The organism is Variovorax nivicola (assembly GCF_051216475.1).
Lineage (GTDB): Bacteria > Pseudomonadota > Gammaproteobacteria > Burkholderiales > Burkholderiaceae_C > Variovorax.
The window spans coordinates 402,749-415,241 of record NZ_JBPJZK010000005.1 but is presented as its reverse complement, the minus strand read 5'-3'; the positions used below and the strand labels follow the sequence as shown (position 1 = coordinate 415,241).

The following is a 12,493-nucleotide window of genomic DNA, read 5'->3' as shown; positions in this document are numbered from 1 at the left end:
GCCGGGCGCCGTCTATCAGTTCTTGCCGATCTCGGTCAGCAGCCGCGTGACGAGGTAGAGGCGCGGCACGATCGAGTCGACTTCGATGTATTCGTCGCGCGCGTGGTAGCCGAAGCCCGCGAGGCCGAAGCTCTCGACCACCGTGGCCTTGCCCGAACGGCCCGCATAGCCCGCGTCGGTGCCGCCGCCGGTCATCGGCGTCAGCGCGAGGTCGCGGTCGATTTCCTTGTAGATGGCCTGCGCCTTCTCGGCCAGTGCGCGGCCCTTGTCGCCCGCGATGAAGGCCGGGCGGCCCACTTCCACCTTCACCGTGGTCTCGGTGTCGGGAATCAGCTTGCCGGCCGCGATCTTCGCCTGCAGCGCCTCGTTGAGCTTCTTCTCTGCACCCGGCTGCGTGATGCGGATGTCGCCCAGCGCCTGCGCCTTCTCGGTGATCTGGTTGATCGGGCCGGTGGCGCGCGCCACGGTCCAGTTGAGCGTCACACCGGGAATATCCTTGGCGAGGTCCTTGGTCTGCAGCATCTGGTACGACAGCTCGTACAGCGCATTGCGGCCCAGCTCGGGCGCGGCGCCTGCGTGTGCCGCGCGGCCCTTCACTTCCATCGTGGCCTGCGCGATGCCGGCCGCGCCCAGCAGCAGGGACTCGCCCTTGGCCACCGACTTCGCCGCCGTCGGCTCGAACGACAGCACCGTGTCGTGCTGGTCGGCCATCGTGGCGATCAGCTCGCCGGAGCCGACCGAGCCCACTTCCTCGTCGGGGTTCATCAGCACGGTGAGCGTGTCGTAGTCGCGCCAGCCGGCATCGGCCAGGATCTTCAGCGACGCCATCATCACGGCCAGGCCGCCCTTGTCGTCGGCGATGCCGGGGCCGTAGATGCGGTTGCCGTCGACCTTGTAGGGCTGGCTGCTCAGGATGCCCGGTGCGTACACCGTGTCCATGTGGCCCTGCAGCATGATCTTGCGCTTGCCCGTGCCCTTGATCGTGCCGATCACGAGGTCGGCGCCCGCGCCGGCCGTGGCCTTGCGGCGCTCTGTCTTGAAGCCGGCGGCCTTCAGGCGCCCTTCCACCACATCGGCCATCTTGAGCAGGCCGTCGACGTTGAGGCTGCCCGATTCGATCAGCACCATTTCCTTGAGGTTGTCGATCACCGCGGGCTGCGCCTTCTCGGCGGCGGCGAGCAGCTTCGCATCGGGCGCGGCGTGTGCGCCGGCGACAGCACCGAGTGCCAGGCTGCACGCCAGGGCCATGGAACGAAGCGGGAAGGAGGACAAACGCAAGCTCATGGTGTTTTTCTCGGTAGTAAATGACGGCACACAGCATAGCCACGCGCTCGTGCCGGGCGAGCAAATCGGCGACACGACAACGACAGGGTTTGCCCGACTGGCTCGCCGCAGGGCTCCATACGCAAAAGCTACCGCAATGCATTCCGGAAAATGTATTTGTGGATATGCATGGCGGCTCCTAGCATCGGCCGCATCAGCGCCAAAGAGCAGCTGCATCCATCTAGGAGACAAAACAACATGTCATCGCTTCCACTCGCCGGGGCCGGCCACCCGCCACGCGCCCTCCCCTACGCCAGCCGCTTCTCGATCGTCGTCTGCTTCCTCATCGCATTGATCGACGGCTACGACACGCTGATGCTGTCCTTCGTCGCACCGCTCATCTCCAAGGAATGGGGCATGCCGCCCGGCGCCTTCGGCAAGGTGTTCGCCGTGAGCTTCGCGGGCGCGGTGGTGGGCGCCCTCAGCGTGGGTGCGGCGGCCGACCGCTTCGGCCGGCGCCGGCTGCTGCTCGCTTCGATCCTGGTGGCCGGCGGCTTCATCCTGCTGAGCGCGACGTCGGCCAGCCCGGAGCAACTGATGCTGTGGCGCTTTCTCTCGGGCATCGGCCTCGGCGGCGCGATTCCCACCATCTCGGCGCTGGCTGCCGAGCATGCGCATCCGGACCAACGCAGCGCGACGGTCTCGCGCATGTTCCTGGGCTTTCCCATCGGGGCCGTGGCCGGCGGCGCCATCACGGCAGCGCTGATGCAGTCGGTGGGCTGGCGCGGCATCTTCATCGGCGGCGGCACGCTTGCGCTGGCGCTGCTGCCGCTGGTGTTCGCGATGTCCGAGTCGGGACGCACGAGCACCACCACGGCAGCGGACGCAAGCCCCGCCCATGCCAGGCGCCCGCTGGCCGAACTCGTCGCAGACGGGCGCGGCCCGGGCACGGTGCTCATCGCCACCGCCGCCTTCATGATCCTGCTGGTCAGCTACTTCCTGCTGAGCTGGACGCCCAGCGTGCTCGCCATGAACGGCATGAGCCCGCAGCGCTCGGCGCTCGCCGGCGTGATGCTCAACGTGGGCGGCGTGGCCGGGGCCTTCGCCATGTCCTTCGTGGTGGCGCGGCGCAGCCCCTTCGGACCGGTGGCGCTGTGCCTGGCGCTGGGCGCGGCGCTCGTGCCCTTCTTCGGCTTCCACATTGTCGGCAGCGAGATCGCCGCCTTCTGCCTGGTGTTCGCCATCGGCCTGCTGGTGATCGGCGGGCAGATGAACATCCCCGCACTGTGCGTGCACTACTACCCGGCGAGCGTGCGCGCGACCGGCGTGGGGCTGTCGATGTCCGTCGGCCGCATCGGCTCCATCGTGGGGCCGCTGGTCGGCGGCCTGCTGGTGGGTGCGAAGTTGCCGTGGGGGCAGCTGTTCGTGCTCGCCGCGATCCCGGCCTTCGTGGCAGCGGCGGCCCTGGGCTGGATCGCGCTGCGCAAGCCGGGCGGCTGACCGAGCGAACGAACGATCGTCGTCAGCGCTTGCGGCTCGACGCGACCTGCGTGCCGCGCAACAGCCGCAACAGGCTGTCGAGGTGCGGATTGGCGTCTGCATCGCGGTAGCCCAGATACAGGCTCGACACCGCGTCCTTGTCGAGGATGCGGCTGTACAGCACCCCTTCGAGCTGGATGCACTGCGTGTCGGCCGGCACGATGGCCACGCCGAAGCCCGCCGCCACCAGCCCGACCATGGTCGAGGCCTCCCGCGTCTCGTGCATCACCGCCGGGCGGAAGCCCGCCTTGGCGCACAGCTCCTGCACCTTCCAGTACAGGCCGATGCCCGCGTCGCGCGGATAGACGATCAGCGGCACGTCCTTCAGTTCGCGGATGTGGATGCCCTTGCCGCGCGTGAGCACGTGCTGCTGCGGCATCGCCGCGACCAGCGGTGCCGAGTACCACTCCTCGATGGTCACGCCCACCGGAATGCTCACGTTGGGCTTGCGCAGCACGCCAAGGTCGAGCTCGCGGGCATTGATGGCGTCGAGCTGATGCATCGACGCCATTTCCCGCAACTGCAGCTCGACCGCCGGAAAGCTCGCGCGGTACTGGCGAATGCCCGAGGGCAGCGCCGTCGTGAGCATCGACGACGCGGTGAAGCCCACGTTGAGCTTGCCGACCTCGCCCGCCGCCGCGCTCTGCACTTCGTCTTTCGCGCTCTGCACCGAGGCAAGGATGGTGCGTGCCCGGTCGAGAAAGTGCCGCCCGGCCTGTGTGAGGTACACGCGGCGCTTGTCGCGCTCGAAGAGCTGCACGCCCAGCTCTTCTTCGAGCCCGCGAATCTGCGTGCTCAGCGGCGGCTGTGCCATGTAGAGGCGTTCCGCGGCGCGGGTGAAGTTGAGTTCTTCCGCCACGGCGACGAAGTAGCGCAGGTGTCGAAGTTCCACGATATCTCCAGCGTATCGAATGCAATCCGAATCCGGTATTTCCGGATATGACACCCATTCTCTAGCATCCCTTCACACCTTTACAACCACAGAGGCAAAGGAAGAACCCGCATGGTGCAAGACAGCGCAACGGCGTCCGCCGACGCCGCATCGACCAACCTCGTCGTGAGCCGACTGCGCCAGCGCCTGCCAGTGGCGGCACTGGGCATCCGCGCCTCGCGCACGCCCGACATCGCACGCATCGCCAAGGCCAGCGGCCACCACGCAATCTGGGTGGACCTGGAGCACAGCAGCATCGCCATCGACGCGACTGTGCAGATCTGCGCCGCCGCACTCGACATCGGCCTCATGCCCTTCGTGCGCGTGCCCGAGCGCGAGTACGGCGTGATCGGCCGGCTGCTCGACGGCGGCGCGGGCGGCATCATCGCGCCGCGTATCGAAACCGTTGCGCAGGCCGAAGACCTCGTGGCCGCCTGCCGCTTTCCGCCGCTGGGCCACCGCTCGGCCATCGGCACGCTGCCGCACGTGGGTTACCGCAAGATGGCCGCGGCGGATTTCAACGTCGCCATGAACCGGGCCACCGCACTGAAGGTGCTGATCGAAAGCCCGCTGGGCATCGAGAACATCGAGCGCATCGCCGCGGTGCCGGGCATCGACATCGTGGGCATCGGCACCAACGACCTGAGCGCCGAGCTGGGCGTGGCCGGCGACTTCAAGCACCCGCTGGTGCGCGCCGCGCACGAGACGGCGCTGGCCGCCTGCCTGCGCGTGGGCAAGCCGCTCGCCATCGGCGGCATCGCCGATGCGGCCTACTCGGCCGAGCTGGTGCACCGCGGCGCGGCGCCTTTCCTCATGACCGGCATCGACACCGACATGCTGCTGGCCGCCGCGCACGAGCGCGTCGCGAAGGCGCTGAGTTCGGTCGGCGTGGAGAACGGCGATGCGGTCGTGCGCTGAAGAAGCCCTGCGCCGCACCGGCGCCGTGCTCGCGCTGCTGCTCGTAACGCTGGCCTTGCCGAGCCCGTCGCTCGCCCAGGTTGCACAAGGAGCGACGACCCTCGTCGTGCCGACGCCGCCGGGTGGGCCCATCGACCGCGTCGCGCGCATCGTGGCGCAGGGCCTGTCTTCCGTGCTGGGCGAGCCGGTGGTGGTCGAGAACAAGGGCGGCGCGGCCGGCAAGATCGGCGTGCAGGCGGCGCTGCGAGCCGCACGCGACGGCCGCACGCTGATCGCGGTCTCGCCTTCCATCGCATCGGTGAATCCGGTGGTCGACAAGGCGGCGGGCTATGACCCGCTGAAGGACTTCGATCCGCTCGGCATCGTCGCCTTCAACGACGGCGTGCTGGCAGTGCGCGCCGACCTGCCCGTGACCGACATGCCGGGGCTCGTGGCCTATGCGAAGGCGCACCCTGGTGCGCTGACGTACGCCTCCTTCGGCGTCGGCACCAGCCTGCACCTGCAGACCGAGGAACTGCTGCACACGCTCGGCATCACGGCGCGGCACGTGCCCTACAAGGGCGAGGCGCAGGCGATGAATGCGCTGATCGCAGGCGAGGTCGACATGATGGCCTACGTCACTTCGCCCATCGTGCCCTTCGTGGCAAACGGCCGCGCGCGGGCACTGGCCGCCACGGCATCGACCCGCTGGGCTGCGCTGCCCGCGGTGCCGAGCTTCGCGGAGACCGGCATCGATGCACTGCGCAACTACACCTACCGCTCGTGGGTCGGCATCGTGCTGCCGGCCGGTGTGCCGGCGGCTGCGCGGCAGCGGGCCACCGCGGCACTGCGCGAGGTGCTGGCCCGGCCCGAGACGCTCAAGGCGCTCGAGGCGCAGGGCTTCGCGCCGGTCACGCCCGACGCCGAGGCGATGCGCCGCACCATCGCCGCCGAACTCGAGCGCAACCGCCGGCTGATTGCCGCTGGCGGTATCTCGCTCGAATGAGCTCTCATCGATTTTTTCCCTTCATCTTTTTTCCTTCGACATCATGAGTTCCCAGATCCTCACTTCCACGCCCATGCGCGCGCCCGACACGCTGGCGCGCCCCACCTTCGCCGTGCCCGCAGGTGCCTGCGATTCGCACGTGCACGTGTTCGAAAGCGAAGACCGCTACCCGCACGTGGACCATCCGCACTACACGCTGCCCGACGGCCCGCTCACCAAGCTCGACGCCATGTGCGAGTCGCTGGGCCTGGCGCGCTACGTGATCGTGCAGCCCAGCTTCTACGGCACCGACAACCGCTGCATGCTCGACGCCCTGGACATCGCCGGCGAGCGCGCGCGCGGCGTGGCCATGGTGGACGACAGCGTCACCGAAGACACGCTGCACGACATGCACCGCCGCCGCGTGCGCGCCCTGCGGCTCGACCTGTTCCTGCGCTCGGGCCTGCCGACCGCCGAGCTGGTGCAGTACATCCAGCGCAGCGTGCGCATGACGAAGGCGCTGGGCTGGCACCTGCAGTTCTACACACCGGGTTGGGTGGTGCGCGACCTCATTCCATACCTGAGCGACATCGATGCCGACTTCGTCATCGACCACATGGGCTACATGCTCGAGAGCGATGGCCTCACGCGGCAGGACTTCGACCGCCTGCTGCGGGTGCTGGCCGACGGACGCGGCTGGATGAAGCTCTCCGGCCCCTACCGCGTGGCCAAGGACGGCAACTTCGAAAAGCTGCGCCCGCTGGCGCATGCCATCGTCGACGCCCTGCCCGAGCGCACCATCTGGGGCAGCGACTGGCCGCACATTCCCGACGGCGCGCGCGACACCGGCGAGCTGCTGAACCTGCTCGCGCCGTGGGCGCCCGACGCGCAGTCGCGGCAGCGCATCCTCGTGGACAACCCGGCCCGGCTGTTCGGCTTTGCACCGATTCCGCAGTAAGGTGCGAATGCCGCACGAAAGAACGACCGCGATGAAAAACATCCAGGACCTCGACACCTCCGGCGCCCGCGCGGCGGAGACCTTCATTCACGGCGGCACGCGCTACCTCGTGGTGCCGCAGCTCGCGGTCGACGTGCCGGGGCAACCCGCGATGATCACCGTGGGCAACAGCGACATCGACGCGCTGGTCTATCGCTGGCAGGACGAAGCCTTTGTGCCGCACACGCGGCTGCCCGTGCCGGGCGGCGAGGACGCAGAGTTCTTCGAGATCGGCGACCGCGCCTTCCTGGCCACTGCCAGCCTCAAGTCGGGTGCCGGCCCGTACGAACTCAACGTCGACTCGGTCATCTTCGAACTGAAGGACGGTGCATTCACCGAGTTCCAGCGCGTGCCCACCTTCGCGGCCAAGCAATGGACGCACTTCACCATCGGCGAACGGCACTTTCTCGCGCTCGCCCAAGGCGTGGCAATGGAAGGCACCGAGGCCCGGAATCCATCGAAGTCGGCCATCTACGAATGGAACGGCGAGCGCTTTGCCGAGTTCCAGGTCATCGACTCGACCTGGGGCTACAACTTCGCCTTCTTCGAGATCGGCGGTCAGCGCTTCCTGGCTTACGCCGACCACGTGGCGCGCTCGCGCGTCATGCTGTGGAACGGCGCGCGCTTCGAAGACTTCCAGCTGCTCGACGGCAAGACCGGCCGCGCCTTCCAGTTCTTCGAGGCGCATGGCGAGGCCTGGCTGGCTTTCGCCTGCCTGCACGACGACACCGTGCTGCTGCGCTGGAACGGCACCGGCTTCGTCGCGCACCAGACGCTGAGCGGCCCCGGCGGGCGCGAGTTCGTCTGGCGCGAGGATGCGCAAGGCGGCGAGCTGGTGCAGATCAACTTCCTGCTCGGCAGCCGCGAGGCGCCCATTACCTCGCTGACCTCGGTCAGCTACCGTTTCGCCGACGACAAGCTGGTGCCGCAGCGGGAGTTTCCGACCTCCGGTGCCACCGACGCCTGCGTCTTCGAAGACAACGGCCACGCCTACCTGGTCGTGACCAACAGCCTGGGCGCCGACATCCGCTTTCGCACGCCGAGCAAGGTGTACCGGCTCGGCGCATAGACAGGAGCCACACCATGACGGCAAACCCCAACTTCCAGAGCCCCGAGTTCCTGCGCCTCTTCGAGACCTACACCGCGAGCGCCGACAGCATCGGCGCGAAGATGACGCACGCCACCGCCGAGGCGGCGCCCGACGCGGCGCTGATCGTCGCCACGGCAGCCGACTTCATCCTGTTTCCTGGCAGGGGCAGGCCGCCGGAGGTCGAGGGCTACCGGCTCACGACGCGCGGCTTCAAGGAGCTGGCGGCGGTGTCGCACCTCGGCCCCGCGCTGGCCTCGCTGGTGCGGCTGCGCGAGCTCGACCCCGAAGGCACGCTGTGGCGCAGCGAAACCCAACGCCTGCTCGCAGCCACCGTGGCCGCGCGCGAAGCCAACAGCGTGGCGCTCTGGCGCGACGACATCGCGGTGCCCGCCTACCGCGGCCGCGAGACGGCCATCGCGAACATGGTGCACTACGCCTGCGAGCTCACCGAGCGCTACATCGAGCGCGCCCTCGCCCGGCCCGAGACCCTCACTGCCGCCGACCTGCGCACGCACTACCTCGAGGCAACGGGCGATGCCATCGGCGCGAGCGTGCCGATGAACAAGGTGATGATCGCCACCTTCTTCCTCGTCGGCCTGGACACCGGGCACCGCGTCATCGCGTGGTTCGAGCGGCACCGCATCGACTGGGCGAACGCGATGGTGCTGATTGTGGGCAGGCAGGGCCGCCCCACCGCGGGCGTTACCTGGAGCACCAACGCCGTGTGCTCGATGATCCTCGCGTCGTCGCACCATGCGCTGCCGCTGGAGCGCGTGTACATCGCGCCGCATGCGCCGGCGCCCACCTTCACCTACCCCGTCGACCTGGCGGCCGTTTCTGCGCACGAGGCGCCGATGCGCAAGCTCTGGTGGGCTACGCGGGCCATGAGCGACCTGGGGCCGATGATGTACGAGGGCTACCCGCGCTTCGCCCCCGGGCGCGGCGGCCGGCCGGTGCTGCAGCCCGACACGACCGAGGTCAGTGAGATGCCCGCCATCGGCGGACCGGAGGACTGGCATGCGCTCAACACCCGCATGCGCGTGATCCTCGAAGACCCGCGGCAGCTGCTGGCGGGGTGCGTCACCGACTACGCAGCGGACCAGCTGCAGGGCAATGGCAACGACCCGCTGAAGGCGGTCGTGCCGGGCCTCGACGGCACGGACTACCCCGCGTATTTCTCCTGAGGGCTAGGCGCCCTTCCCGCTCCTCGGTGCCCTGGCCTTCGCGGTCTTGCGTGCCGCAGGCTTGGCTGGCGCTGGCGTGGGCGTCTTGCGCGCCTCGCCCTCGCGCGCGGATTGCATGTGCCGGCTCTCGCCGATGGTCATGCCCACGATGCGCGCGAGCTGCCGGCTCACGCTGATATACGCATGGCCAAGGCGGCTGTCGAAGTACAGCGAATCGCCACGCGCCATGTGCAGCACTTCGCCGTTGTCGAAGTGCACCTCGATCTCGCCCGACAGCACATAGGCGAACTCTTCGCCCGCATGGCGCACGAAGTCTTCCGGCCCGTGGATGCGCCGCGCGTGCACCGTGCCGACGATGGGGCTCATCTGCTTGCCGGCCGCTGTGGTGCCGAGGAACTCGTAGGCAATGGACAGCCCCCGGTACACCACGCCCTTGCCTGCGCGCGTGACAACCGGTCCGTCGAGCTGCGCGGGCTTGACGCCGGCGCCCGCGAACATCGCGTTCATGTCCATCTCGAGCGCGCGGCCCAGCGCGGTGAAGTTTTCATAACCCAGCGCGAGCTGCCCGCGCTCGGCGCGCGAGATGGTGGTGATCGACACGCCCGAGCGCTCGGCCAGCTGTGCCAGCGTCCAGCCGAAACGCTTGCGCGCGCTGCGCAGGCGATGACCGAAAGTGGTGCGGTCCAGCGTGGGCGGCTCGTCCTTCGGCTTCGTCGCCGTCCTGGTCCCTGTGTGTGGATTCACGCTTGGCTTTCTCTTGTGATGCAAGTGGATTCTGCCAGCCGGGCGGTGCGCCATCCATGCCAACCCGCGTGACGCGGGCGCGGAAGTTGCGTATACGCAAATTGCGTTGACGCAAATTTCACCGAAGCGGTGCACCATGGTTTCCCCTTGGTGCCACCGAATCAATTTGCGTATCCGCAAATTTGTACCTACACTTTTTGCCGATGACTTCCAGCACCCCAACGCCCGTCGTGGCAGATTTCCTCGTGATCGGCGGCGGCATCGCCGGGGCTTCGGTGGCCCATTGGCTCGCGCCGCATGCCAGCGTGATCCTTCTCGAACGCGAGTCGCAGCCGGGCTACCACTCCACCGGCCGCTCCGCCGCCCTCTTCATGGAAAGCTACGGCACGCCGCAGGTGCGCGCCCTCACCATGGCGAGCCGCGCCTTCCTCGAACATCCGCCAGAAGGCTTCTCCGAACACCCGCTGCTCACGCCGCGCGGCGCGATGATGGTCGCTGGCGCCGATCACATGGCCGAGCTCGAAGCCCACTGGGAGGTGCTGCGCGCCATGGACACCGGCGCCTCGCGCCTGAGCGGCGAGCAGGCCCGCGAGATGGTGCCGGCGCTGCGCCCCGAACAGGTGATGGGCGCGGTGTACGAACCCGACGCGTCCGACATGGACGTGCACGCCATTCACCAGGGCTACCTGCGCGGCATGCGGCGCGCCGGCGGCAAGCTGGTGTGCGATGCCGGCGTGACGGCCATCGAACGCGTGGGCGAACGCTGGCGTGTGGAGGCCGGCGGTGCCGTGTACGAGGCGCCCGTGGTGCTCAACGCGGCGGGCGCATGGGTCGACACCGTCGCGCGCATGGCCGGCGTGCCGCCACTGGGCATCGAGCCGCGCCGGCGTTCGGCCTTCATCTTCGCGCCGCCCGAAGGCCAGAGCGTCGCGCACTGGCCCATGGTGTTCGGCGCCGACGAAGGCTGGTACATCAAGCCCGACGCCGGCATGTTGCTCGGCTCGCCGGCCAATGCCGACCCTGTCGAGCCGCAGGACATACAGCCCGAAGAGATGGACATCGCCATCGCCATGCACCGCATCGAGGAAGCGACCACGCTCGCCATCCGTCGGCCCACCCGCACCTGGGCCGGCCTGCGCTCCTTCGTGGCCGACGGCGACCTGGTCGGCGGCTTCGAGCCCGGCGTGCCCGGCTTCTTCTGGGTGGCGGCGCAAGGCGGCTACGGCATCCAGACATCGGCCGCCATGGGCGAGGCCTGCGCCGCACTGGCACGCGGGCTGCCGCTGCCGGAGCGCATCGCCTCCTTCGGGCTCACGGCCGGGATGCTGGGCCCGCAGCGGCTGCGCACTGCCACCGCCTGACTACGCCCCCAATAACAAACACATCCAACTCACGAGACATCACCATGCGCGTTTTCAGTGCCTCCCTCGCCACCGAAACCAACACCTTCGGCCCGATGCCGACCGGCCTGGCCTCCTTCAAGGACCGTGGCTACTTCGCTGCCGGCAAGCACCCCGAAGCGATGACGCTGTTCTCGGGCCCGCTGTGGGCCGCGCGCATGCGCGGCGCCGACAAGGACTGGACGCTCTTCGAAGGCATGGTGGCCGGCGCACAGCCCAGCGGCACCACCACGCGCCACGCCTACGAAACGCTGCGCGACGAACTGTTGAACGACCTGCGTGCAGTGCTGCCGGTCGACATGGTGCTGCTCGGCCTGCACGGCGCGATGGTGGCCGACGGCTACGACGACTGCGAAGGCGACCTGCTGGCGCGCGTGCGGCAGATCGTCGGGCCCGGCGTGGTGATCGGCGCGGAGCTCGATCCGCACAACCACCTCACGCCCGCGATGGTGCAGAACTCCGACCTGATGATCTCGTTCAAGGAGTACCCGCACACCGACGTGCTCGAGCGCGGGCTGGAGCTGGTGGACATCTGCGCCGCCATGGTCGAAGGCAAGGTCAAGCCGGTGGCCGCGGTGGTCGACTGCGACATGATCGTCACGGTCCATACCTCGCGCCAGCCGGCGCGCGGCTTCGTCGAGCGCATGCAGTCGCTCGAAGGCAAGAACGGCGTGCTTTCGGTCTCGCTCACGCACGGCTTCTCGTGGGGCGACGTGCCCGAGATGGGCACCAAGGTACTGGTCTACACAGACGGCAACCAGGCCCAGGCCGACGCGCTGGCGCGCCAGCTCGCCGACGAGGTCATCGCCATGCGCGACGGTCTCACGGTCAACTACCCGAGCATCGATGCATCGCTCGACGAAGCGCTGGCCTTCGACGGCGGCCCGGTGGTGCTGTCCGATGGCGCGGACAACCCCGGCGGCGGCGCAGCAAGCGACTCCACCTTCATCCTGCGCCGCATGGTCGAGCGCGGCATCACCAACGCGGCGCTAGGTCCGCTTTGGGACCCGATCGCAGTGCGCATCGCATTCGACGCGGGCGTGGGCGCGAGGCTGCAGATGCGCATCGGCGGCAAGATCAGTCCGCTCTCGGGCGATCCGCTGGACCTCGAATGCACGGTGAAGGCACTGAAGCACGACCTGGTGATGACGGGCCTGGCAGGCACGCCCACGCTGATGGGCGACAGCGCGCTGATCGAGGCGAACGGCATCGAGATCGTGCTGATCACGCTGCGCAACCAGGCGATGGGCACCGACCTGTTCACGCAGCTGGGCTGCGACCTCGCCGCAAAGAAGATCATCGTCGTGAAGTCGTCGCAGCACTTCTATGCGTCGTACTCCAAGGTGGCGAAACACGTCATCTACGCGGGCGCACCGGGCGCCGTGACGCTCGACCTGAACACGCTGCCGTACCGCAAGGCCCGCCTGCCCAAGTGGCCGATCGGCGTCGCCGCCTGACCTTTT

Annotated in this window: 11 protein-coding genes; 8 read left to right on the top strand and 3 right to left on the bottom strand. The window is 68.6% G+C overall.

Annotation, left to right across the window (positions count from 1 at the left end):
- Nucleotides 1-15 precede the first annotated feature (15 nt).
- Entirely contained in the window at nucleotides 16-1,284 is a 1,269-nt protein-coding gene (locus ACSFBF_RS22250; protein ID WP_435470730.1) for a M20/M25/M40 family metallo-hydrolase, read from the bottom strand.
- 237 nt (nucleotides 1,285-1,521) lie between these two features.
- On the opposite strand from ACSFBF_RS22250, the gene ACSFBF_RS22245 reads away from it, so the two are divergent.
- Nucleotides 1,522-2,763, top strand: a complete 1,242-nt coding sequence (locus tag ACSFBF_RS22245) for an MFS transporter (RefSeq protein WP_435470728.1) — start codon at nucleotides 1,522-1,524, stop codon at nucleotides 2,761-2,763.
- Between the two features lie 22 nt (nucleotides 2,764-2,785).
- On the opposite strand, the gene ACSFBF_RS22240 is transcribed toward ACSFBF_RS22245, so the two are convergent.
- Nucleotides 2,786-3,694, bottom strand: a complete 909-nt coding sequence (locus tag ACSFBF_RS22240; protein WP_093075366.1) for a LysR substrate-binding domain-containing protein — start codon at nucleotides 3,692-3,694, stop codon at nucleotides 2,786-2,788.
- Between the two features lie 111 nt (nucleotides 3,695-3,805).
- On the opposite strand from ACSFBF_RS22240, the gene ACSFBF_RS22235 reads away from it, so the two are divergent.
- Genes ACSFBF_RS22235 through ACSFBF_RS22215 form a run of 5 tightly spaced genes read left to right on the top strand, consistent with a single transcriptional unit; the run spans nucleotide 3,806 to nucleotide 8,886 of the window.
- Nucleotides 3,806-4,651, top strand: coding sequence for an HpcH/HpaI aldolase family protein (locus tag ACSFBF_RS22235; protein WP_435470725.1), 846 nt, complete (start codon nucleotides 3,806-3,808; stop codon nucleotides 4,649-4,651).
- On the top strand, nucleotides 4,635-5,636 hold the full coding sequence (locus ACSFBF_RS22230; RefSeq protein ID WP_435470723.1) for a Bug family tripartite tricarboxylate transporter substrate binding protein: 1,002 nt from the start codon (nucleotides 4,635-4,637) through the stop codon (nucleotides 5,634-5,636). Before ACSFBF_RS22235 ends, ACSFBF_RS22230 begins: the two co-directional genes overlap by 17 nt.
- A 43-nt stretch (nucleotides 5,637-5,679) precedes the next feature.
- Nucleotides 5,680-6,573, top strand: coding sequence for an amidohydrolase family protein (locus ACSFBF_RS22225; RefSeq protein ID WP_435470721.1), 894 nt, complete (start codon nucleotides 5,680-5,682; stop codon nucleotides 6,571-6,573).
- A gap of 31 nt (nucleotides 6,574-6,604) precedes the next feature.
- On the top strand, nucleotides 6,605-7,681 hold the full coding sequence (locus ACSFBF_RS22220; protein ID WP_435470719.1) for a hypothetical protein: 1,077 nt from the start codon (nucleotides 6,605-6,607) through the stop codon (nucleotides 7,679-7,681).
- A 14-nt stretch (nucleotides 7,682-7,695) separates the two neighbouring features.
- Nucleotides 7,696-8,886 (top strand): DUF5624 domain-containing protein, encoded by a 1,191-nt coding sequence (locus ACSFBF_RS22215; RefSeq protein WP_435470717.1) that lies wholly within the window; start codon nucleotides 7,696-7,698, stop codon nucleotides 8,884-8,886.
- 3 nt (nucleotides 8,887-8,889) lie between these two features.
- Here the strand turns inward: ACSFBF_RS22215 and ACSFBF_RS22210 are convergent, their stop codons facing one another.
- Nucleotides 8,890-9,630 carry a helix-turn-helix domain-containing protein gene (locus tag ACSFBF_RS22210; protein ID WP_435470715.1) on the bottom strand — a complete coding sequence of 247 codons (741 nt, stop codon included), beginning with the start codon at nucleotides 9,628-9,630 and terminating at the stop codon, nucleotides 8,890-8,892.
- A 203-nt stretch (nucleotides 9,631-9,833) separates the two neighbouring features.
- Between ACSFBF_RS22210 and ACSFBF_RS22205 the strand changes: the two genes are divergently transcribed.
- Nucleotides 9,834-10,991 carry an NAD(P)/FAD-dependent oxidoreductase gene (locus ACSFBF_RS22205; protein ID WP_435470713.1) on the top strand — a complete coding sequence of 386 codons (1,158 nt, stop codon included), beginning with the start codon at nucleotides 9,834-9,836 and terminating at the stop codon, nucleotides 10,989-10,991.
- A gap of 44 nt (nucleotides 10,992-11,035) precedes the next feature.
- Complete coding sequence (locus ACSFBF_RS22200) at nucleotides 11,036-12,487, top strand: M81 family metallopeptidase (RefSeq protein ID WP_435470712.1); 1,452 nt, start codon at nucleotides 11,036-11,038, stop codon at nucleotides 12,485-12,487.
- Nucleotides 12,488-12,493 lie beyond the last annotated feature (6 nt).